This is a genomic window from Enterococcus sp. DIV1726a, assembly GCF_051710985.1.
Taxonomy (GTDB): domain Bacteria; phylum Bacillota; class Bacilli; order Lactobacillales; family Enterococcaceae; genus Enterococcus_B; species Enterococcus_B hirae.
In genome coordinates this window covers 1,520,208-1,542,963 of the sequence record NZ_JBIOLS010000001.1, presented here as the reverse complement: position 1 = coordinate 1,542,963, position 22,756 = coordinate 1,520,208, and the positions used below count along the sequence as shown (strand labels likewise).

The following is a 22,756-nucleotide window of genomic DNA, read 5'->3' as shown; positions in this document are numbered from 1 at the left end:
TCCTTGGATAACGCATGGAAAGAGCTTCAACCTAAAAATATCTACCAAGGAAGAAAAAGCTATCCGCTAAGAGAAGAAGGGAAATCCTCATTACTTTATCTCTACCAGCCATTAATCGGCAGTGAAGCTTTGAGTTTGTATTTTACCTTACTATCAGAAATTCCTTTACAAAAAGGCGTTGGACCGGAAGGATTACATGCTGATCTGTTAAGTAGCTTGAATTGTGGTATTCCTCAGCTTTATGAAGCACGAAAAAAACTAGAAGGGATCGGACTTTTAGAAGTTTTTTTCAAAGAAGACCCTAGCTTAGGGGGATGTTTTATTTATGAGTTACTTGAGCCAATTGAACCGTTAGCATTTTTTAAAGATACATTATTGTCTTTTCTGCTATTAGAAAAAGTCGGTCAACGGCGTTTTGATCAGTTGATCCAACTGTTTCAGCCGGAACATTTTTCGACGAATGATTATCAAAAGATCACGAAGAAATTTTTAGAAGTATATCACTTTAATGAAAAAACATATGCTGCAGATCAAGAGAAACTCGAGGAAAACCAACAGTCATTTACAACCAAATCAACTGATCTGGGGAAGTCCATGGAACAATCCACTCTTGATTGGCGCTTTTTGACAGATTGGTTGGCAAAAAAACATATCATGAATCTAGATGAATCATTGAAGGAACAGTTAACAATGTATCATTTACTTTATGGCGTGGATGAGTTGACATTAGGTGAATGGGTCGTACAAGCGTATGATTTTTCTGAGCAGACAGTATCTGTCAAAGAGCTTCAACGCATCGTATTGGTGAACCAACAGACGAAGCGAACAAATACATTGACTAATCAAAAAGAAGAAGCAACCTCTGCCAATCAGAATGAGACACCTAAGGAAGCAACTGCTCTGACAAATGCGACACTACAGTTAGTGAACGAAGCCAAAAGCATTCCGCCAATGAAATACTTAGAGGCACTGAAACAAGCAAAAGGCGGCTATGTCTCAAAACAAGAAACTTGGCTTTTACAGGATTTAGTTTCACAATCGGGATTGTCGAATAGTTTGATCAATATCCTGATCAATTATGTCTTAGTAATCAAAGATCGTCCTAGCTTAACCGCAAGCTTTGTCAACACGATCGCTAACGAATGGGCACAAAAAAAGATCATGACCCCAGAAGAAGCCATTGAACATATTCGGAAAACCAATAGCAAAGGCAAACAAAATACTAAAAATACGAACCAGAATTATTCAACTAATCGTCGAAACGTTCGTCGTGAGAAACTACCAGATTGGGTCAACCAGCCAAAAGAAGAGAAAAAAATCAGTAGTGAGAAAAAAGCGGAGATCGAACGACGATTCAAAGAATATTTTGCCAAGAAGGAGGGAGATAGCTAATGGAAGATGTAGGAAAAGAATTAAAGCGGATCATCAGCCAGCGAAATTATCAACAAAAATTTGCTGAAATGATCGAAGAAGTCCTCAACGATCCAGATGTGCAAGCCTTTTTGGCGGATCACAAAGATGAATTAACACAAGCAGATATCGAAAAAAGTTATGCAAAACTATATGAATTTGTCCAAGAAAAACGAAAATACCAAAAAAATGATCCTACGATGATCGCTCCTGGCTATGAGCCCAAGCTAACCTTGAATTTTCATTATGTCGATGTGACTTATGTTCCAACAGAAGCCTTATTGGCGAAGAAAAGACAAGAAGAAATTAGGAACCGGATCAAAGCTGTCGATATGCCAAAAGATATCCAAGATGCTTCTTTCAATAATTTTGAGCGTACCGATGGACGGAGCTATGCAAGTTTTGAAGCACTAGACTTTGTGGAAAATTATAGTGCAAGTCCCAAAGAATATCACAAAGGACTTTATTTAGTTGGCAGCTTTGGAATAGGAAAGACCTATCTTTTAGGGGCGACTGCCAGAGAACTAGCCATTAAAGGCTTTACAACTACACTTGTCCATTTTCCGACTTTTGCTGTTGAAATGAAACAAGCGATTGGAAAAGATCAAGTCGCAGAAAAACTAGATGCGGTCAAACGTTCACCCATTTTAATGATGGATGACATTGGCGCCGATGCAATGAGTAGTTGGATCAGAGATGAAGTCTTTGGTGTGATTTTGCAATATCGAATGCAAGAGCAACTGCCAACCTTTTTCTCATCTAATTTTACAATGAATGAATTGGAACAACATCTTGCTGTGACGCAGCGTGGAGATGAAGAACCATTGAAAGCCAAACGAATCATGGAACGAATCCGTTACTTGACGAAAGAAATTGAAATGACTGGACGCAATCGAAGAAATGGCTAGCGAAAAGAGAAAGCATAGAAGTCATAATTTTAGCCTTAGTAGGATTAGAATATGTGATTGAGAAAGCCTTTTGCTGAATTAGTTATTGCCCTATTTCCTGCCTATTGCTTTGATGGGTAGGAAAATAAGCAATGCAAATAATTCTCTTTTCAATGACTCTCGATGTTCACTTAGTTATTCAAGAAACTCATAATTTGAGATGAAAGTGTATCTGAATTCATACTTAACGCCACTTTTATTGATCGTAACAAGCTACAAAAGTGGTGTCATACTGGATAGAGTGATGATTACAGAAGCTTATGCCTGATCAATAGTCATCATGGTAACGAAAAAAGACAACCATAAATTTCTGATGAACAAGTATCAAAAACAAAATTGAACGACTAAAAACAGAATGTATTGATTTATCGTCAACTAAATAAAAAGTCAAAGAACGATCATCAATTGAAGTAATGTAAATAATTAGCCGGAGGATAAAGATATGAAAGTGATTTTTTCTTGTTTGTTGGCGACAGGGTTACTTTTTTCGCTAACAGGTTGTGGTAATGGAGATAAAAATGAGGCATCGATCGATTCGATTAGTGCGGAAACAACGACTAAAGCGAAGGATTCTTCTAACGAAGGACAAAGTATTTTTAAGGGTGAAATTGAAAGTATTGATGATTCAGTCGATGATACCATTCAAATCAAAGTGGTCAATGTAGATGAAATCGAAGACCCCGAGAATATTGGAACCTCTTTTGATAATGATGGTGTAACACTAAATGTTTTGAATGATCAATTAGTCGGAGGTAAGGAATCTTTTCAAAAAGGTGACGAGATCAAGTTTACTTTAAAAGAAAAACCAATTATGACAATGTCAATCCCTCCGCAAATTCCTGGTAATTCGATCGTTGAGGTAAGAGTTATTGAATAGTCAGTGTTAAACGTTTCGTAAAAGCAAATAGCTCATCAGGAGATTTGAAATTTTTCTTTTTCAAATCTCCTTCATTTATAGGGAAAATGTTATAATGAGGGGGAAGGAGTGAAGGTATGAACCACTTAGATTTATCGAAACGCTTAGCATTAGTGGGAGAACATGTCCCAACAGGAGCGTTTTTAGCAGATATTGGCTCTGACCACGCTTACTTGCCAGTTGCATTAATGTTAAAGGATAAAATTGAATTTGCTGTAGCTGGCGAAGTGGTGAAAGGCCCTTATGAGTCAGCAAAAAAACAAGTACAGAAAAATGGTTTAGAAAAGCGGATCGTTGTTCGTTTAGCTAACGGATTAGATGCGATTGAGCCAACAGATCAGATCAATGCGATCACGATTGCTGGTATGGGTGGGGCTTTGATTCGAGATATTTTAGAAGCAGGCGCCAAACAACATCGTTTAACAGGGAAGGAGCGTTTGATTCTCCAACCAAATATTGGCGAGCAAGCAGTGAGAAAATGGTTGCAAGATAATCACTATCAAATCATTGCAGAAGAGATTTTAGAGGAAAACAAAAAAATCTATGAAATCATTGTAGCTGAAAAAACACCGACGAAGCATATCTATAATGAGGAAGAGATTCTGTTTGGTCCATTTTTATTGCAAGGAAAAACAGTGGTCTTCCAAAAGAAATGGCAAAGAGAATTAAAACAAAGACAAGCGATTTTAAAACAATTGGCACAAGCACAGAACCAAGAAGAACGTGTTGAAGCGATAAAAAAAGAAATTCAGATGATCGAGGAGGTTTTAGCTTAATGGTGATCAACGGTAATGAATTTATTCGCAAATTTGAAGAATATTGTCCTCAATGGTTGGCTGAAGAAGGAGATCCTGTGGGGCTACACCTCGGAACATTAAATAAACCGATTCAACGCATAATGATGACATTAGATGTTCGTCCAGAAGTTGTGCAAGAAGCTATCGAAAAAAAGGTTGATTTGTTAATTGCCAAACATCCTCCCATTTTTCGACCAATTAAACGATTAACAACGGATCATCCACAAGAAAAAATGTATGCTGATTTATTAAAACATGATATTGCTGTCTATGCAGCACATACCAATATGGATATTATCGAGGATGGATTGAATGATTGGTTTTGTGAAGCGTTAGGAATCAATGTCGAAAATTATTTGTTAAAGACACATACAAGGCATTACAAAAAACTAGCTGTTTATGTACCGATCGAAGACGCTGACAAATTACGTAAGGCTTTAGCTGAGGCTGGTGCGGGTGAACAAGGTCATTACGATTATACAAGTTTTACCAGTATTGGCGAAGGTCGTTTTCGACCGAATGAACAGGCACATCCCGCAATTGGTAAAAAGGGCCAACTAGAAAAGGTAGAAGAAGCTAAAGTGGAAGTGATTTTTCCTGAAGACCGTGAGGAAAAAGTGTTATCAGCTATGTATCGTGTCCATCCTTATGAAGAAGTAGCATTTGATTTGTTTTCAATTGACGAACCGACTCAAACCTGGGGGATCGGTCGAATCGGAGAATTACCAGAAGCGCTTGATTTAGATACCTTTGTATCTAAAGTAAAAGAAGTCTTCCAATTAGAAGGGCTACGAGTTGTTCGTCCAACTCATACAAAGAGCACTGTTAAAAGAATCGCCATTTGTGGTGGTAGTGGCGAAAAGTTCTATCCTTATGCATTAGCTCAAAAAGCGGATGTTTATATTACTGGAGATATCTATTACCACACAGCTCAAGATATGCAAAGTGCAGGCTTGATTGCGATTGATCCAGGTCATTATATTGAATCTTTATGTAAAGAAAAGTTTGTCGAAAAATTTGAGAAATGGAAACAAGAAGAAAATTGGACCGTTGATTTCTTTGTTTCAGAAACGGATACGAACCCATTTCAATTTAACTAAAGGAGAGCTGTTGTATGTACGAAAATCTTTTACCACGTTTTTTACGCTATGTTAAGACTGAAACCAGATCTGATGAAAGTAGTCAAACGACTCCTTCGACACAAACACAAGTCGCTTTTGCGCAAGTCTTAAAAAAGGAATTAGAAGATTTAGGACTAACCAATGTATTTTACAATGAAGAAAATGGATTTGTTATAGGAACATTGCCAAGTAACATTGAAAAGAAAGTTCGCTCGATCGGTTTCATTGCCCACATGGATACCGCAGATTTCAATGCAGTAAATGTTAATCCACAAATCATTGAGAACTACGATGGGGAATCAACGATTGTTCTAGATAGTGAAGAACATTATACATTAAATACCAAAGACTTCCCTAATTTGAAAAACTACGAAGGACACACATTGATCACAACTGATGGCAGTACGTTGTTAGGTGCGGACGATAAAGCTGGGATCGCTGAAATTATGACCGCAATGGAAATTCTGCTGAAAAACCCAACTATCCCTCATGGTGAGATCAAAGTAGCTTTTGGACCAGATGAAGAGATTGGGGTAGGAGCAGATAAATTTGATGTCCAGCAGTTTGATGTTGATTTTGCCTATACCGTTGATGGTGGACCTTTAGGCGAATTGCAATATGAAACATTCAGCGCAGCTCAGGCTAATATTTCAATTCAAGGAAAAAATGTCCATCCTGGTACAGCCAAAGATACGATGATCAATGCATTACAATTAGCGATAGACTTCCATAATCAACTACCAGCAGATGAAGTCCCAGAAAAAACGACAGGTTATGAAGGGTTCTTCCATTTGATGGGATTAAATGGAAATGTCGAAGAAGCAACTATGAGTTATATTATCCGTGACCACGATCGAGAAAAATTTGAAGCACGGAAAGCGAAAATTACTGAAATCCAAGAAAAACTAAATAGTCGCTTCGATCAGACACGCGTGAAAGTTGATATGTATGATCAGTACTATAATATGCGAGAAATTATTGAAAAAGATATGAGCATTGTTGAATTAGCAAAACAAGCGATGATCGATTTAGAAATCGAGCCTGTGATTGAACCAGTACGAGGTGGAACAGATGGATCAAAAATTTCTTATCTAGGCATTCCAACACCTAATTTGTTCGCAGGTGGCGAAAATATGCACGGCCGATTTGAGTTTGTTTCTCTGCAAGTGATGGAAAAAGCAACAGATGTGATTGTAAAAATTGCAGAATTGAATACAAACGTATAAAATCAAATAGGAACGTGGATGGATCAAGTAAGTGAACGAAGTGGATCTATCCTTTTAGCTGGGGGTGGGCGTATTCCAACAATGGAACGTCTGACCCCTTGGTTTTTGTGTAAAAATGGGAGGAAGAAAGAAATGGAAAAATTGCTAGTTTTTTATAATCAAAGCTCAGGACAAGATGAAGGTGAAAAATTAGCAAGCTGGTTTAAAGAATATGCCTTAAAGAAACGACCAGAACTAATCATCAATCTAACGGAAACAGGTCCTTCGATCAAGCATGAGACATTAGTCAAAAAAGCTGAAGAAACGCACGCAGATACCTTGATCGTAATCGGAGGCGATGGTACGATCCATCATATTGTACAGGCTTTTCAAGATAAACTTGAGCATTATCAAGTAGGACTACTACCAGGAGGAACAGTCAATAATTTAGCCCGTGTTCTCGGTATTCCATTAGAAAAGGAAAAAGCTGCAGACATTATCTTAGAGGGACAAATCCGTCAAATCGATTATGGAAAAGTCAATGATGAAGTCATTATCTCAACTTTAACGATCGGTATACTGGCAGATACAGCTGTTTGGATCAGTCAAAAAGAAAAGCAAAAATATGGTTCTTGGATTTTTATCAAACGGTTCATCAAGTTATTATTAAAAAAGAGAAAGTATCATTTAGATATCAAAACAGAAAAAGAACATTGGCGAGGAAAAACACAATTATTGACAGTCACAATGTCTAACTCAGTAGGTGGTTATACGAATTTTGATGATTCAGCTTCACCCGATGATGGTATGTTTCATGTCACAATCATCCCATCTTTAGATATTTTTCGATTTGTTTTTTATTTGCCTCGTTTAATCAAAGGAAAAATTTACTCTGTCCCAGGTATCAATTATTTGACTGCTAGTCAAATCAATATCCAAGCACGGGAAAAATCAGTTGGCACTCGTACAGATGGTGATACGACAGATAATCTGCCTATCGAATTAGTCGTAGTCAAAAAAGGGTTGTCGGTCTTTGCTCCTAAAGAAGAGCAAAAATGATGTGCTAGAGGTGGAGGAAAACACGTATGGAAGCTTTACTACACAATCCTTTGTGGTTTTATTTAGTGATCGTCAATTTATATTTATTTTGTTTGATGGGGTATGATAAGTATCAAGCAAAAAAAGGCGGTTGGCGCGTTCCAGAAAATAATTTGATTTTTGTTAGTTTATTAGGCGGTGGAATTGGCGGATTGATTTCTCGTAAAGTATTCCATCATAAAACGAGAAAAAAGAAATTTACAGTAGGATTTGTACTGGGTGTATTAGTGGATTTACTGTTGATTTATTTTTTTCATTAAGGAGTAGTTGATGGCGACAAAAGGTGCAAAAACGAAAATAGCGTTAAATCTATTCTTATTGATTGGAATTTTTGCCATTATTTATTATTTGATCAACCAATCTTTTGCAGATATTTTCGCTGAATTGCTGTCTACAAGCTTTATCGTTCTGGTAGCGGCATTCTTGTTAGGAACGATCTATCAGGTGGCAGAAGGGCGTTCAATCAAAGAGATTGCCCAGCCTTTCGAACCAACATTTTCCACTTGGGATGGTTTTTGGACGTCTTGCTATATTGCATTTTATCGAATCGTTTCATTTGGAACAGGCACTTTGATTTCAGAAATTTATTTTTATAATAAAAAAGGAATGAAATACTCACAAGGTGCAGGTGTCACTGCGTTGCATATGATTATGTATAAATTAGCCGTGATTACCTATGCGATCATTGGTTTGATCATCCAGTTCTCTTTATTTTATTCCAAAGGACCAAACATGATTTGGTTCATTATTGCTGGCATTATTTTAACTGGGCTGATCATTGCCTTTTTATTGATGGTCTCAATGAGTCTGAATCTACAAATTTTCTTTGTGAGTATCTCAAACAAACTGTTTCGAAGTGAACGCATCAGAAGTTGGGTAGATACATGTAATACACAAATCTATTCGTTGAGAGAAACTGTCCAGACAATTGTCAAAGATCGAACAGCTCTATTACGCATCTATTTTTGGAATATGGTCAAACTTATTTTTTGGTATATCATGCCCTATCTCTTTTTGGTTGAAAACCATCCCACGATCGACTTTCTCTTGACCTTTTCATTTATCAGTTTTGCGGTAGTTTTATCTGGTGTCATCCCTACCCCAGCTGGAATCGGTTCATTTGAATTTGTCTATCTATTGTTATTCAGACCACTTGTGGGAACCGTAGATGCTTTTTCTTCTTTATTACTGTATCGGTTTAGCTCATTTATCTTACCTTTTATTTATGGGTTATTCTACGTGATTGCTGATCGTCGAAGGGTAATAAAACAAGAGATCCAAGATGTAAAAAACAACAAAAAAGAATCAAATTGATTATTACAGCGATTGTATAGAGTCATTTTATTAGATCTAAAACACAACAGTAAGTCCATCCAAGTTGGCTCTGTTGTGTTTTTTTTGATCACTTATTTTCGATAAAATAAGCGAGGTTATCTTTTGACCAAGACTGACCAAAGAGGTATAATGTTTATTGGAACGAGATGTATCATATTGAATATTGAAATTTTATATTCAGGAGGTAAGTAAAATGAACATTGAAAAAATGACAACCACGCTTCAAGAAGCGATTGCTGAAGCGCAACAAATCGCTGTCACAAGAAAACATCAAGAAATTGATATTGCGCATTTGTGGAAGATTTTTTTACAACCAAACCATTTTGGGCGCAATCTATACACTGATGCGGGAATGGATGTTGATACGTTTGAAAAGGAAGTAGATCGTGTATTAGATGAATATCCCACAGTTTCAGGGGGAAACGTCCAATATGGTCAGAATCTAAGCCAAAATCTATTCCGTTTATTAAATGAAGCAGACCAGTTAAGAGAAAGTTTTGGCGATGAATTTCTTTCAACAGAGATTGTAATTTTAGCCTTGATGAAATTGAAAAATTATCCATTGACGGTTTATTTGACCAAAAATGGTTTATCAGAAAAAGAGTTACGTAAAAATATCGAAGACATGAGAGGAGGAGAAAAGGTGACATCTAAAAATCAAGAAGAACAATACAAAGCATTAGAAAAATACGGCGTAGATCTTGTTCAACAAGTCAGAAGCGGGAAAATGGATCCAATCATTGGACGTGATGAAGAAATTCGGGATGTTATCCGTATCTTATCTCGTAAAACCAAGAATAATCCAGTATTGATTGGTGAACCTGGTGTCGGTAAAACAGCAATTGTAGAAGGGTTAGCACAACGTATCGTACGAAAAGATGTGCCAGAAAACTTAAAAGATAAAACGATCTTTTCATTAGACATGGGGGCATTGATTGCTGGTGCTAAATTCCGTGGTGAATTTGAGGAACGATTAAAAGCTGTGCTGAAAGAAATCAAGAAAAGTGATGGACGAATCATCTTATTTATTGATGAAATCCACAATATCGTTGGTGCAGGGAAAACTGAAGGCAGCATGGATGCTGGAAATTTATTGAAACCAATGCTTGCTCGAGGTGAATTGCATTTGATTGGGGCAACGACATTAGATGAATATCGTCAATATATGGAAAAAGATAAAGCATTAGAACGACGTTTCCAAAAAGTCTTAGTCAAAGAACCGACAGTAGAAGATACAATCAGTATCTTACGAGGATTGAAAGAACGTTTTGAGATTCATCATGGAGTCAACATTCATGATAATGCATTAGTCGCTGCTGCAACTTTATCTGACCGTTATATCACAGACCGCTTTTTACCAGATAAAGCAATTGATTTGATCGATGAAGCAAGTGCAACGATCCGAGTAGAAATGAACTCTATGCCGACTGAGCTAGACCAAGTGACTCGTCGCTTGATGCAATTAGAGATCGAAGAAGCAGCATTGAAAAAAGAATCAGACGATGCAAGTAAAAAACGTTTGAAAAATCTACAAGAAGAGTTAGCTGATCTTCGTGAAGAAGCAAACTCGATGAAAATGCAATGGGAAACTGAAAAACAAGAAGTCAATAGTGTTTCTTCTAAACGTGCGGAAATCGATAAAGCCAAACATGAATTAGAAGACGCAGAAAACAACTATGATTTAGAACGGGCAGCTGTCCTACGTCATGGAACGATTCCTCAATTAGAAAAAGAATTAAAGGAATTGGAAGCAAAAGCTAAAGACAGTGAAATCAAAATGGTTCAAGAATCAGTTACTGAAAACGAAATTGCGCAAGTGGTTGGACGTTTAACTGGTATCCCAGTCACGAAATTAGTGGAAGGGGAACGAGAAAAACTAATCAAGCTCAACGAAACATTGCATAAACGTGTGATTGGACAAGATGAAGCAGTAGATGCAGTCAGTGATGCGGTCATTCGCTCTCGAGCAGGATTGCAAGATCCAAACCGCCCACTAGGTTCTTTCTTATTCTTAGGACCAACCGGAGTTGGGAAAACAGAATTAGCGAAAGCTTTAGCAGAAAACTTATTTGATTCTGAAGAGCACATGGTGCGAATCGATATGAGTGAGTATATGGAGAAACATGCCGTATCTCGTTTGGTGGGGGCTCCTCCAGGCTATGTTGGCTATGAAGAAGGCGGACAATTGACGGAAGCCGTTCGCAGAAATCCTTATACGATCGTTTTACTCGATGAAATCGAAAAAGCCCATCCAGATGTCTTTAATATCTTGTTACAAGTATTAGATGATGGGCGGTTAACTGATTCTAAAGGACGTGTGGTTGACTTCAAAAATACCGTTCTTATCATGACCAGCAACATTGGTTCTCAACTGTTATTAGAAGGAGTGTCAGCAGATGGCACTATTCCTGAAGAAGTAGAAGAACAAGTAAGAACGATCCTTCGAGGTCATTTCAAACCAGAATTCTTAAATCGAATCGATGATACGATTTTATTCACACCATTAAGTCTTGAAAATGTGAAAGGAATCGTTGATAAAATGGTGGCGCAATTGGCAAAACGATTGGATTATCAAGAAATTCATCTAACAATCAGCGACGAAGCCAAAACATGGATCGCTGAAAATGCCTACGAACCAGCATACGGGGCTCGACCATTGAAACGCTTTATTACGAAAGAAGTAGAAACACCATTAGCCAAAGAAATCGTAGCAGGACACATCTTACCAAAATCTAAAGTAACGATTACCTTGCTAGCAGAGAAACTTCATTTCCAAACGGAAGAACTTGAAGACACGGAAGAGTAAAGAAACGGTTAACATTCGCAAGAAAACGGGTGTTGGCGAACAGTAAGTAGAATCAATCAAATGTTTAGTTGAGCCACACACCATCTAAGCTTAAAAAAAAACAATAAAGTTAGGTCAACCACCTAGCTTTATTGTTTTTTTTGTAATTTAGTCATAAGTCTGAAAAAATCATTCATAAAATAAGTTGATCTCAATCGTTATTTCCAAGTTCATCTACTAAGGTAATGTTTTTATTCCCCATATAAATAGGAGTGGGCAGGTAAATATCTTCTTTGGTTCCCATCATTTCAACCCTTGTCACTAAGTACAATTTTCATTGGGAATGGTAAAAAAATCACCGTAAGGGTTGATGATAAGAAATAAGTGGGTGAGACAAAATGAGATGCCACCTAACCATTGACGTTTTCACGCACAATTTTTAGGAAGCATCTCACTTTTGTCACAATTCTTTAATGTGATATTTTTTTTGCTCTATTTCAAAATTTTCAACCGATAATTTTCAAAATAATCACGATTGTTTCTTCCTTGGGTCCAAGCAAAGATTCCCATGACCAATGCACCAATCGTATTTGTGAATAAATCACCCATCGTGTCCATCAAAGCAGCTCGTCCGACAAATAAGGTGCCATCTGAAGCGGCAAACCGTTGGAGATTCATTCCTAAGAATTGATCACAGAGAAATTCCCAAAATTCCCAGAACACGCCACAGAGGCCAGCAAAGGCAAAACCAAACAGTAAAAACAACCATGGACTAGTCTTCGCAATTGGTGCATCTTTCAATAATAAGCCGATCAATCCGTAACCTAGGGCAGTCAATACCATAGGACTAACGGCGTGTAAAATTTTATCCCAGAATGAAATGATACTGATCAAATGCATACCGGTACCTAAGAATACGGAAATAAACAAGAAAAACCAATAAAATAAAACAATGGCATCTGGAACGTATAATTTTGCGATTTTTCTAACGATCTGAGGGAGAAAAATCAATAGAATCCCAGCTAAAGATTCGATGATGAAAGTAACTCCCTGAGTAGTTGAATATTTTTTAGTGATAAATTCATAAAGGTTATAACAAACCACAAACACACCAAAAGCAACAAGTGCAAGTTGGATTTTTTTCATTGTCTTATTCATGGCTCAAACCTCCATCTAAGTAAGTCTTTACTTGATTGAGTAACGCTTCTTCACTAGTTACGAGAGCGCCATTTAGCTTGATTAACCCAATTGTATAAAGATTTAAATAATGGAATTGGTTTTCAGCTACTTCTTGTAAAGCAGCAATTTTTTGCGGGTGGGTACCGCCTTGTTGCCGACTATCTGTATACAATCCAATGACAGGAATCCCTTTAGCATAGGCAACACCAATTTCGGATGCAACACCAGGATCAATGGTCAAACCATCTAATAGTGCAATCATCAAATCACTTTCCAATACCTTTTCTGTATCGGCTAAAGCAATCATCTGACTATCAGCATAGGCTGTTTTATCATTGATTGCTTCATTTTCTTGCGGAAGATAAATGGTTAATTCATTGGAAAGACTCCTGATTTCTTCTACAAGTTTCGCATTATATAATAAGTCACTTTTCGCAAAAAGTGGGGCAGCAAAATAAATATTCATTTTCATCGTCCTTTTCTTAGAAATAGTCACTGAAATAAGCTTCCATATTTGGAAGAATCAATTCAAGTGTTTTAAGTGTTTCATCATCTGTTTTGATTCGTTCGATCCTTGCAAGATAAGAAGGGCGACGATAATTCATCATCAAACAACTTAATGTTTGAATGGACAACTGAACCGATTGTCCGACAGGTTCGTCCACGACATCCAATTGTCCGTCTTCGTTCCAGACCAACCCAAAAACACCATTGTTCCATGAGGCGATAGGGTCCTCGACAACAAAGTGGAAAGGTTTCGCAGTAGAAACGAAGGGGAATTGCTTCAGAAACTCTTTGACATCTACGATTCTCGCCATGTAATAAGGCTCGATCTGTTCTTTTATTTGACTATCTTCAATCAAGAAAGCCAGTGGCTCATTTTTGTAGATGTCACCGTGAACCCAGTAAACCATTGAAAAGTGTGCTGAAATAAAATTCCATAAACCATTCCGAGCTTCTTGATTCAAGTAAAACATCTCTTTAACATGGAAAATTTCTTCAGCGACCCAATAAAATAAAACACCAATTGGTTCATGCTCTTTCGTATAGTAGATCGCAGCTGTCCGTTCCTCTTTATTTTCAAATCGCCAATATTCTTCCCAATGAAATTGGCTACGAAACAAAGCACCGTGATTTTGAGCCGCAAACTTCTGATACACTCGGTAAACATCTGGATGATCCACTGGTAATCGTTCAACCATCCCATCCACAGGAACGTTCTTCGGTAATTGCGTATCACGTATTTTAAATGTCAACTTATCAGACATGATTTCCCATCCCTTGCGTCGATAATAAGGCACGCTATAGGGATAAAGATAAGAGATCCATTGTTTGTTTTTACGCATATTATCTAACGCAACCAAGATCAAATCTTGCATCAATCCATGATTTGCATATTCAGGATACGTTCCGACACCGGTAACGCCACCCATTTTGTATGGTTTACCGTGGATGTTGACTTCACATGGATAGATCGCAATTTGAGAAATCAATTTGTTATGGTGGAACCAGCCAAATACTTCCGATAGTTCCAAAATTGGGCGCTTGGAGCGAATAAATGCCCCTTTGCTTTCAAAACCACTTTCTTCGATGTCTGCTTCTGTTACTTGAAAGACATAAGACAATAACTCATTGAATTGATCAACATCTTTTTCAGTAACAGGTTTTAATTCAAGATTTTCTCTGAAATCTTTTTCATCCATTCTTTCATCTCCAATTATTTACTTGTTATTAGTATAGCAAATTTTCATAAAAAAAACTTCTAAAGCTGACTAGGTAAAAAGTCTTTAAATTCATGCTTTTCATTGATATAATGAGAGATGCTGATTAAACGAAAAGAGGAGACGCTATGGATATAAAAAAAATGAAACAACGACAAGAGCAAATTCGAAATTTTTCGATCATTGCTCATATCGACCATGGAAAATCAACGCTGGCCGATCGTATTCTGGAAAAGACGAACACTGTGACGTCTCGTGAAATGCAGGATCAGCTATTAGACTCAATGGATCTAGAGCGTGAACGTGGAATCACGATTAAATTAAATGCTGTCGAATTGAATTATACAGCCAAAAATGGCGAAACCTATATCTTCCATCTAATCGACACCCCTGGGCACGTCGATTTCACTTATGAAGTATCAAGGAGTTTAGCAGCCTGTGAAGGTGCGGTATTAGTAGTTGATGCGGCACAGGGAATCGAGGCTCAAACATTAGCAAATGTTTACTTAGCTTTGGATAATGATCTGGAAATTTTGCCAGTCATCAATAAAATCGATCTTCCAGCTGCTGATCCAGAACGTGTACGACAAGAAATCGAAGATGTTATCGGAATCGATGCCAGTGAGGCAGTCCTGGCTAGTGCTAAAGCAGGAATTGGGATTGAAGAAATACTTGAACAAATCGTTGAATATGTACCAGCCCCATCAGGCGATCTGGATGCCCCTTTGAAAGCATTGATCTTTGATTCCGTGTACGATAGTTATCGAGGAGTCGTTCTGAATGTTCGAATCACAGACGGCATGGTCAAACCAGGCGATAAAATCAAATTGATGAGTAACGGCAAAACATTTGATGTGACAGAAGTGGGAGTCTTTTCACCAAAAGCTGTTGCTAGAGACTTCTTGATGGTCGGTGATGTAGGGTATATCACGGCAAGCATCAAAACGGTCCAAGACACACGAGTAGGGGACACAGTTACGTTGGCAGATAATCCAGCAGAAGAAGCGCTACCTGGATACCGTAAAATGAATCCAATGGTATACTGTGGATTATATCCAATTGATACTTCCCGTTACAATGATCTGCGTGAAGCACTTGAAAAATTACAACTAAACGACGCAGCACTACAGTTTGAACCTGAAACCTCACAAGCCCTTGGCTTTGGCTTCCGTTGTGGATTCTTAGGTTTATTACACATGGATGTAGTCCAAGAACGTTTGGAACGTGAGTTCAACTTAGAGTTGATCACAACGGCACCTTCTGTAATCTATCATGTGAATAAAACAGATGGGTCTATGACAGTCGTCGATAATCCAGCAGATTTTCCAGAACCAGTAACGATCCAAGATGTTGAAGAACCTTTTGTGAAGGCACAAATCATGGTTCCAAATGATTTCGTTGGTGCAGTGATGGAATTATCCCAAAGAAAACGTGGAGAATTCATCACAATGGATTATTTAGATGATTATCGAGTGAATGTCGTTTATAATATTCCGCTTTCTGAAATCGTTTTTGACTTTTTCGATAAACTAAAATCCAGCACGAAAGGTTATGCTTCCTTGGATTATGAAATGTCTGGTTATCAAAAGAGCAAGTTAGTAAAAATGGATATTTTATTAAATGGAGAAAAAGTCGATGCGTTAAGTTTCATCGTTCACCGAGACTTTGCTTACGAACGAGGAAAAGCAATTGTTGAAAAACTGAAAAAACTAATTCCACGTCAACAATTTGAAGTGCCGATCCAAGCAGCTATCGGACAAAAAATCGTTGCTCGTTCAGATATCAAAGCATTACGTAAAAACGTCTTAGCAAAATGTTATGGTGGAGATGTCTCACGTAAACGTAAACTTCTTGAAAAACAAAAAGAAGGAAAGAAACGAATGAAACAAATCGGTAGCGTCGAAGTCCCACAAGAAGCCTTCATGGCTGTTCTGAAAATGGATGAGGATGAACCGAAGAAATAGCAAAGGGTCTAGCCATTGAGCTAGACCTTTTTTATCTGTTTTTCCCACGGTTTTCCCAGGCTCTTTGTCAAATGATGTTGGTAAAGAAAAATCTTAGAATAATTTGGGGCAGAAAGAAGAAAAACTTCTTTCTGTTCTTTTTATTTGGTTAAAATAGTTTTACCGTGTCGAATCATGATCCGTCGTTTGAAATGATAAAAATTTCGAAACCCATAAGCATTGCGTTTTAATATTTTAATATGGTTGTTTAAACATTCTAGTGGTCCGTTTGAATAACTGTAGCGGAGGGCATTTTGGATCTGTGGCAGAAACTTTTTAAATGTTCGCAAAGTTGTCGCATAAGTTTCAGGTAGCCGGCTGACTTCTCTGGATAAACAGTCCTCAAATAGTGAATGATCTCTTTTCTTTTTAAGATTGATGACATCTATTCAGAGCTACTTGAAAGAGTAGCTCTTTTTAGTTGCTTTTGATTAATCTATTTTATAAAAAATAGATTGTATTTCTATTCTGCCATTTTTGGTTAAATATAATGTTTTTTATTATCAGGTAATATTTTTTATATTAGATATAACAAAAACAAATAAAAAAACTTAATTTAATAGATTATAATTATAATGTGCTACAAGATATTACATGTTGTATTCGCATTATTCAGGTTAAACTATGTAGCACAAAATAAATTTCGTAGTAACTACGATCAACCTCACAAAGATCTCCTGTATTTTACTGCGATTTATTATCTATGAGACTACTCATAAGAGTAGTCTTTACATAAAAAACTAATAAAGAAGGTATCACTATGTATTATGTAGAAGTACAAACACGAGGAGTAAAAAACAAACAATATGTCAAAAGTGTAATCAATAATTATCCACTATTAGGATCATGGAAAGAGGCTGAACCATTTTCAAAAGAATGTGCATTGCAAATAAAATCAGTTTTAGAACAAGAATTAATTTGTGGAAAAGCAATAGTCAATATAGTAGAAAAGTAAAATTTATTAAAGTTTTAAGTAAATGATGTAATATTGTAATTAGTGGCGTTAGTCGTTTATTTTCAATTTTTTCATCCTTTAATTAATCATTCTAAATATTTACTCCAAATTTTGTATTAAAAAGTGTATCAAGCAGTTATCCTTGTGTTACCATTGCATCCGTGTTATAGTAATTAAGTAATCTAATTTGAAACGTAATCTGAGCGATATATTCACACTATAAAAACTCCTTTTACCAAGTAATATTAATTGCAACAAAACACGTATTATATACGTATTAGGAGGAAATATATATGAATAACGGTACAGTAAAATGGTTTAACTTAGATAAAGGTTTTGGATTTATCACTGGTGAAGATGGAAATGACGTATTTGCACACTTCTCAGCTATCCAAGGCGATGGATTCAAAACATTAGATGAAGGTCAAGCTGTTTCTTATGATATTGAAGAAGGACAACGTGGTCCTCAAGCGGTAAATATCGTAAAATAATGTTGAACTTTAACCATCTCAATCGAGGTGGTTTTTTTTATATTATGGCTCATAAGCATCCGGTCGTATAATCGAGTCTTACAAGGTAAAAAATATTCTATTAAAGAAATAATTTCGCCATTTTTTCGCCCCTTTATAAAATATCCATTATTATTATATGAGTATCAGCAAGTATTAAATAATAGGCTCTTGCTTAATATGAAAGTTGGTATAATAGGATTTATAATGATGTATAGATATTAGAAAAACTTTGTGAATAACACAATCTTATAGGAAGCCTTCATGGCTGTTCTGAAAATGGATGAGGATGAACCGAAGAAATAGCAAAGGAGCCTGGGACAAAACTTGTCTCAGGCTCTTTTAGTATCTCTAAAACGAATAAACGGTGAGACAAAAGCAGCATCTTCGGAAATAAGCCGAAATTTACCAAAAATTTGAGAAGCAATTTTCGGAAATTCCTTCTTATTTCTTGATGCTAAACACTTTTGTCTCAACCTCTTTTTTATCTGTTTTTCCCACGGTTTTCCCACATGTGAAAGGGAAGGATCAAAGGCATTATCGTGTAGCATTTTTTCAAAAATATCAAATGAATCAATGTTTTTTCAATAAAATCACAAAAATAGAATAGGGTATATAGGAGGAAAGAATAAGGAGAGCGATCTTTTCGAGATGAGGATGAATCGAAAAAATAGTAGTGATTGTTTGAAAATAGTGTAAAAATTAGATCATGTTTACATAGATTTGCCACCGGTGTTTTTTTGGTGGCAAACCTCAAGCGTTCTTTCTAAGTTCAACCGTTTCATTTTTAAAAAAGAAAAATGTTTAACCTTTGATTTTTACCTTAGATGAACCACTAAAGCATTAATTAGACATAGTAAGGCAGGCAACAATTCTGTGCAAGGTATGATTGTATGTACCTAACCAAAGAAGAGAAAAGTAGGTGAGGTAGCTGAATAAAACGGATGTCCCACTTAAGAAGAAACGTCCAAGTTATTCTCTAGGTGATGAGATGATAGGGAAGCTCGAATGACTTTATGAACAGGATAAAAAAAACTGAATAAGCGTATCTATCCTTCTGATACATTAACGAAAATTATTAATGATGTGATATGAAGTAAGAAAAGCTTTTGAAAATTGAAAACAGCAGTAAGGGGAGGAGACACAACAGGCATTTATTTAGAAAAAAGATAATCAACTAGTGATTATCTTTTAGAAAGTTACCAATTAATTTGAGGACACTGCTAGAAAATAAGATAAGAGCAAATCCCAAAATATTTATGAAAAGGTTGAAATCAAAAAAAATAGCATTAAGTATAACAAGAATCATTCCGGTGTATACCAATATATTAGTGTTAAGTTTGCTGAGAAGTGTCATGTTTTTTCCTCCCTATCACTTTAAAAAAAGTGTATCTCTTATTAAATTTATAGTCAATGCTCAGTGAGTAATGTAATTAAATAATCGATAAAATAGGGGAATAAGAATCAAAATTGAAAGACGGATTTTATAAAAGTGCATACAGAATTGGGGGATTGGTAGCAGATCTTCCAACTAAAAATTCTAAACAACACAGAAAGTAAAAGTTGGTGATAAGAGTCGCTGTATTCCAAGAAAAGATTTCCCTTGGATTTTCTCATTTGTTGGTGAAGTAAAAAAAATAGATGCCTATTCTGCAATGGTAAAAATCATATCTACTCATGTAGAAGATGTTCATTTAGTTAATGTTTACAGAGTAAGAACGATTATTCCTATGGAAATAATCGGGGTGTTAAAGACCTGAAAAAAATCAAAAGTTCGTTTGATATTATAAGAGATTTATTAGGATGTACTTTTATTCTTGCTCTCATTCTTATGTTTGTGAGGATTTAATGAAACTAGTGTCGAATTTTCAAAGAATGGATTATAAAACCAGAAGCTGTTGAAGCCTACTATACAGGCTTCAACAGCTTCTAGCTATTATTTTTCACAAATAAAAATAATTCTTTGAGTAGATCATTTTGGATTTTTTCATTTCTAGCAACTACAATATTTTGTTCGTCATTATCATTTTCTAAATCCATGATTTTGATATGGTACTTATCTTCTAAAGTTCCGTCATTCATTCCGGAATATAAGAAAGCCAATCCTTCTCCCGTTGATACCTTTGATAGTCCTTCGTCAAGAGATTTCACGTAGGCATTTGCTTTTACATTGAATCCATGTTTAACAAACTGATTAACGACATAATCAACAATCATAGGGGAGTGTTTTCTTTCCAGTAAAACAAAGGTTTCTTGACTCAATTCTTCAAAGTATAATTTGTTTTTAGCGCTTAGTGGATGACGAATAGGCAAAGCAAGCTGTAAATGATTCTGAATAAATACGAATGTATCGATATTATTTGTGTGTTTAAAATAAGGTGATAAATTAAACACTAAATCATATTGATCATTTAAGAGCCCCTCTGTCAAATTCATCGGTGTATCTTGCTTTATCAAAAATTTAATGGTTGGATGACTTATTTTGAACTGTTCAAACAGTTCATACATTTTACCCATATTAAAGCTTGAGGGATAACCGATTTTTAATAATTGAGCAGATTTACGTGTTTCTATTTGCTGATCAAACATGTGTGTCAGATAATCTACTCGTCTTAAAACATCGGTTGCTTCACGTAAGAACTGTTCACCGGCACTTGATAATGTAAGGGTATGTGTGTGCCGAATGAACAATGCAATACCTAATTCAGCTTCTAACTCTTGTATTCGCCTGCTTAAAGTAGGTTGAGACACATACAATTTTTGTGCAGCTCTTGTAAAACTACCTTCAGCAGCAACTTCAACAAAGAATCTTAAGGTTGATAACTTCATAATGACTCCATTCTGGTAAAGATACTATGGTAGTCTTAGTATAAAGTTAACACGTCAGTTTCACAAGTTTTTCTAAGAATTGTTTGAAGTTTGCATAACAGGTAATTGTAGATAAGAAGCATACTCACCGCCGATATGGAGAATATGTGCTCCTTTATTATCCGGTATACAGCCAGGTGTTCCAGGCATTACTGATCCGAGCTCATCTTTGGTGCTTATAACGATTCGTAAAGTCTCGCCAGCTTGGTAAGAAAGGCCAATTGGACTTAAACTGATATCCAAATCAACAATTTCTTTTGGAGACAGTTTTTCAACTCGGTCAAAGCTGTAAGCAGGGATTTCATCAGTCGCTTGACTATCAAGATGGCGCATGGATGCACGTAGTCGACCCCAAGCACCTTTATATCTCAACGCAGAAGCACCTTCTTGCGTAAAATCTTGAAGGGCAGCACCATGATTAGGAACTACAAATTCACTTAAAACATTTCCGAATGTATCCAATTTTTGAACCCATACAAAAACATCCATATCATCATAACCATCGACCTCAATGAAGAGTTTCACTTTCGGATAGCCAACAAAGTGGGTTTCTTTATCAAAGGTCATCTGGAAAGAAGTACGACCAGGTAGATTATCTGCTAGATATTTGACAGGAAGGTCTGTAGGTTCAGGTGTTTCTTGTAAAGAACGAAATTGTCCATTCATGTAATAGCGTTTATTTTCGCTAGTTGCCGGTGGGAAAGATTCTGCTGGAATATCTGTTTGGTTTCCACCTTGAAGATCTAGAAGAGAATAGCGCACAGTTGGAGTGTCTGGCCAGCCATTTTCTTTTCCCAGTAAATAATAATCAAAGAATCGGCGCAACTCTTCAGTATTGCTTTCATCATAATAGTATGGCCATTCTTGACGATCATGGATACGAAGCCACTTTTCTTTCGATCCTAAAGAACGCCATGAGCGGAAGGTTCCTATTGTATGCAAAGTATTTGAATAACTTGCAATAACAAAAGCTGGCACGATGATTTTACTTGGATCAGCTACTTTGTCTTGCCAAAGTGCAGCATTTGCTAATGGATAAGCAGTCATTTCTTTTGTTAAATCTTCGCGTTTCGCACCTGTTGCGCTAACATGATTGACTTGTAATCGTTCAATAAAATTTTTATCAGGAATTCCGCCAATAAAAGCCAAATCACGATATCCGTCAGCAAGCCCTTCAGTAGGATTGATACAAGTTAAGTGTGGAGGCTGTTCGGCAGCAATATACCATTGCGAAAAAGCTAGATAGGACGTTCCTGTCAGGGCTGTTTTTCCATTACTCCAAGATTGAGAAGCCAGCCATTCAATCAAATCATAGCCATCTTCTGCTTCTTGAGAGCCAATCATCGTAGTATCGCCTTCACTATGAGCGATACCACGCATATCAGGATTACAAACAGCGTATCCGTGCGTACACCAATAGGCTGGATCAGGTGCTTCAAACTTCGCTAAGCCAGAATTCCAATGATTGCCCATACCTAACATGTTGAATAGGTTTTTATAACGAGGTGCGGTTCCGGCACTTTTTCCATAAGGGCTCCAAGCAATCAGAACAGGTACTTTTTCATCAGTAATCGGTAAATAAATATCGGTATATATTGTCACCCCATCACGTAGTTTGACAGGGACATCCTTCAACATTTTGATATCACAAGATAATGGCTTGAATCCTTCTGCGATCAGTTGTCCTTTCTCTAAAGTTATTTCTTTTGTCTCAAAAGGACTAAGGACACCGTGTTCAATCCCATTATCAATGTATTCGAATGATGGGCTAAAGCACATTTCTTCAGTAATTTTTGCAGTCATTTTTATTACCTCCAATTAAATAGTATGAATCAATTAAACTGTTTTAATTATAGGAGGTAGTATTTCAGAAGTAAAATTGTATTTTTGGATAGTCATCCACCAAT

General features: G+C 36.5%; 18 protein-coding genes and 1 pseudogene. 13 read left to right on the top strand and 6 right to left on the bottom strand.

Annotated elements, in window-relative coordinates; genetic code table 11:
* Positions 1–3: 3 nt before the first annotated feature.
* The 10 genes from IGJ27_RS06950 (at position 4) to clpB (ending at position 11,635) form a co-directional block, all read left to right on the top strand.
* On the top strand, positions 4–1,392 hold the full coding sequence (locus IGJ27_RS06950; protein ID WP_081127513.1) for a replication initiation and membrane attachment family protein: 1,389 nt from the start codon (positions 4–6) through the stop codon (positions 1,390–1,392).
* A complete protein-coding gene (dnaI, locus tag IGJ27_RS06945; RefSeq protein WP_081127514.1) occupies positions 1,392–2,318 on the top strand; it encodes a primosomal protein DnaI in 927 nt (308 codons plus the stop codon). The genes IGJ27_RS06950 and dnaI overlap by 1 nt, the downstream gene beginning before the upstream one ends.
* A 481-nt stretch (positions 2,319–2,799) precedes the next feature.
* Positions 2,800–3,234 carry an LptM family lipoprotein gene (locus IGJ27_RS06940; protein WP_081127516.1) on the top strand — a complete coding sequence of 145 codons (435 nt, stop codon included), beginning with the start codon at positions 2,800–2,802 and terminating at the stop codon, positions 3,232–3,234.
* 116 nt (positions 3,235–3,350) lie between these two features.
* The gene (locus tag IGJ27_RS06935; protein ID WP_010719043.1) at positions 3,351–4,049 is read left to right on the top strand and encodes a tRNA (adenine(22)-N(1))-methyltransferase; all 699 of its coding nucleotides are present in this window, start codon (positions 3,351–3,353) and stop codon (positions 4,047–4,049) included.
* A complete protein-coding gene (locus IGJ27_RS06930; RefSeq protein ID WP_178305914.1) occupies positions 4,049–5,170 on the top strand; it encodes a Nif3-like dinuclear metal center hexameric protein in 1,122 nt (373 codons plus the stop codon). The genes IGJ27_RS06935 and IGJ27_RS06930 overlap by 1 nt, the downstream gene beginning before the upstream one ends.
* Before the next feature lie 14 nt (positions 5,171–5,184).
* The gene (pepT, locus tag IGJ27_RS06925; protein WP_010719045.1) at positions 5,185–6,417 is read left to right on the top strand and encodes a peptidase T; all 1,233 of its coding nucleotides are present in this window, start codon (positions 5,185–5,187) and stop codon (positions 6,415–6,417) included.
* Between the two features lie 132 nt (positions 6,418–6,549).
* Positions 6,550–7,455: a diacylglycerol/lipid kinase family protein gene (locus IGJ27_RS06920; RefSeq protein WP_025480176.1), complete on the top strand. Its 906-nt coding sequence runs from the start codon at positions 6,550–6,552 to the stop codon at positions 7,453–7,455.
* A gap of 26 nt (positions 7,456–7,481) precedes the next feature.
* On the top strand, positions 7,482–7,754 hold the full coding sequence (locus tag IGJ27_RS06915; RefSeq protein ID WP_010719047.1) for a DUF1294 domain-containing protein: 273 nt from the start codon (positions 7,482–7,484) through the stop codon (positions 7,752–7,754).
* A 10-nt stretch (positions 7,755–7,764) separates the two neighbouring features.
* The gene (locus IGJ27_RS06910) at positions 7,765–8,808 is read left to right on the top strand and encodes a lysylphosphatidylglycerol synthase transmembrane domain-containing protein (RefSeq protein WP_178305915.1); all 1,044 of its coding nucleotides are present in this window, start codon (positions 7,765–7,767) and stop codon (positions 8,806–8,808) included.
* A gap of 214 nt (positions 8,809–9,022) precedes the next feature.
* Positions 9,023–11,635 (top strand): ATP-dependent chaperone ClpB, encoded by a 2,613-nt coding sequence (gene clpB, locus IGJ27_RS06905; protein WP_178305916.1) that lies wholly within the window; start codon positions 9,023–9,025, stop codon positions 11,633–11,635.
* A 471-nt stretch (positions 11,636–12,106) separates the two neighbouring features.
* Here the strand turns inward: clpB and IGJ27_RS06900 are convergent, their stop codons facing one another.
* From IGJ27_RS06900 to IGJ27_RS06890, 3 genes are read right to left on the bottom strand one after another with little or no spacing between them, the layout of a single operon-like run.
* A complete protein-coding gene (locus tag IGJ27_RS06900) occupies positions 12,107–12,772 on the bottom strand; it encodes a hypothetical protein (RefSeq protein WP_010719050.1) in 666 nt (221 codons plus the stop codon).
* Positions 12,765–13,259 (bottom strand): nucleoside 2-deoxyribosyltransferase, encoded by a 495-nt coding sequence (locus IGJ27_RS06895; protein ID WP_178305917.1) that lies wholly within the window; start codon positions 13,257–13,259, stop codon positions 12,765–12,767. Before IGJ27_RS06895 ends, IGJ27_RS06900 begins: the two co-directional genes overlap by 8 nt.
* A gap of 16 nt (positions 13,260–13,275) precedes the next feature.
* Positions 13,276–14,496: a GNAT family N-acetyltransferase gene (locus IGJ27_RS06890; RefSeq protein WP_010719052.1), complete on the bottom strand. Its 1,221-nt coding sequence runs from the start codon at positions 14,494–14,496 to the stop codon at positions 13,276–13,278.
* Positions 14,497–14,642: 146 nt separating this feature from the next.
* On the opposite strand from IGJ27_RS06890, the gene lepA reads away from it, so the two are divergent.
* On the top strand, positions 14,643–16,478 hold the full coding sequence (gene lepA / locus IGJ27_RS06885) for a translation elongation factor 4 (protein WP_010719053.1): 1,836 nt from the start codon (positions 14,643–14,645) through the stop codon (positions 16,476–16,478).
* Positions 16,479–16,618: 140 nt separating this feature from the next.
* On the opposite strand, the pseudogene IGJ27_RS06880 reads toward lepA, so the two are convergent.
* Positions 16,619–16,903, bottom strand: a pseudogene (locus IGJ27_RS06880) (transposase); the annotation flags it as partial.
* A gap of 374 nt (positions 16,904–17,277) precedes the next feature.
* On the opposite strand from IGJ27_RS06880, the gene IGJ27_RS06875 reads away from it, so the two are divergent.
* A complete protein-coding gene (locus IGJ27_RS06875) occupies positions 17,278–17,472 on the top strand; it encodes a hypothetical protein (protein WP_010719054.1) in 195 nt (64 codons plus the stop codon).
* Positions 17,473–17,765: 293 nt separating this feature from the next.
* Positions 17,766–17,963: a cold-shock protein gene (locus IGJ27_RS06870; protein WP_178305918.1), complete on the top strand. Its 198-nt coding sequence runs from the start codon at positions 17,766–17,768 to the stop codon at positions 17,961–17,963.
* Positions 17,964–19,910: 1,947 nt separating this feature from the next.
* On the opposite strand, the gene IGJ27_RS06865 is transcribed toward IGJ27_RS06870, so the two are convergent.
* Positions 19,911–20,810 carry a LysR family transcriptional regulator gene (locus IGJ27_RS06865; protein WP_161651727.1) on the bottom strand — a complete coding sequence of 300 codons (900 nt, stop codon included), beginning with the start codon at positions 20,808–20,810 and terminating at the stop codon, positions 19,911–19,913.
* A 72-nt stretch (positions 20,811–20,882) separates the two neighbouring features.
* Positions 20,883–22,652: a CocE/NonD family hydrolase gene (locus tag IGJ27_RS06860; RefSeq protein ID WP_178305919.1), complete on the bottom strand. Its 1,770-nt coding sequence runs from the start codon at positions 22,650–22,652 to the stop codon at positions 20,883–20,885.
* Between the last annotated feature and the right edge of the window lie 104 nt (positions 22,653–22,756).

Bases quoted from the DNA above. Each gene is read 5' to 3' on its own strand.
- IGJ27_RS06930 (WP_178305914.1), top strand. From the start codon at position 4,049: ATGGTGATCAACGGTAATGAATTTATTCGCAAATTTGAAGAATATTGT.
- clpB (WP_178305916.1), top strand. From the start codon at position 9,023: ATGAACATTGAAAAAATGACAACCACGCTTCAAGAAGCGATTGCTGAA.
- IGJ27_RS06895 (WP_178305917.1), bottom strand. From the start codon at position 13,259: ATGAATATTTATTTTGCTGCCCCACTTTTTGCGAAAAGTGACTTATTA.
- IGJ27_RS06865 (WP_161651727.1), bottom strand. From the start codon at position 20,810: ATGAAGTTATCAACCTTAAGATTCTTTGTTGAAGTTGCTGCTGAAGGT.
- IGJ27_RS06915 (WP_010719047.1), top strand. From the start codon at position 7,482: ATGGAAGCTTTACTACACAATCCTTTGTGGTTTTATTTAGTGATCGTC.
- IGJ27_RS06900 (WP_010719050.1), bottom strand. From the start codon at position 12,772: ATGAATAAGACAATGAAAAAAATCCAACTTGCACTTGTTGCTTTTGGT.
- IGJ27_RS06940 (WP_081127516.1), top strand. From the start codon at position 2,800: ATGAAAGTGATTTTTTCTTGTTTGTTGGCGACAGGGTTACTTTTTTCG.
- IGJ27_RS06860 (WP_178305919.1), bottom strand. From the start codon at position 22,652: ATGACTGCAAAAATTACTGAAGAAATGTGCTTTAGCCCATCATTCGAA.
- IGJ27_RS06870 (WP_178305918.1), top strand. From the start codon at position 17,766: ATGAATAACGGTACAGTAAAATGGTTTAACTTAGATAAAGGTTTTGGA.
- IGJ27_RS06910 (WP_178305915.1), top strand. From the start codon at position 7,765: ATGGCGACAAAAGGTGCAAAAACGAAAATAGCGTTAAATCTATTCTTA.
- pepT (WP_010719045.1), top strand. From the start codon at position 5,185: ATGTACGAAAATCTTTTACCACGTTTTTTACGCTATGTTAAGACTGAA.
- IGJ27_RS06935 (WP_010719043.1), top strand. From the start codon at position 3,351: ATGAACCACTTAGATTTATCGAAACGCTTAGCATTAGTGGGAGAACAT.
- IGJ27_RS06890 (WP_010719052.1), bottom strand. From the start codon at position 14,496: ATGGATGAAAAAGATTTCAGAGAAAATCTTGAATTAAAACCTGTTACT.
- dnaI (WP_081127514.1), top strand. From the start codon at position 1,392: ATGGAAGATGTAGGAAAAGAATTAAAGCGGATCATCAGCCAGCGAAAT.
- lepA (WP_010719053.1), top strand. From the start codon at position 14,643: ATGGATATAAAAAAAATGAAACAACGACAAGAGCAAATTCGAAATTTT.
- IGJ27_RS06875 (WP_010719054.1), top strand. From the start codon at position 17,278: ATGTATTATGTAGAAGTACAAACACGAGGAGTAAAAAACAAACAATAT.
- IGJ27_RS06920 (WP_025480176.1), top strand. From the start codon at position 6,550: ATGGAAAAATTGCTAGTTTTTTATAATCAAAGCTCAGGACAAGATGAA.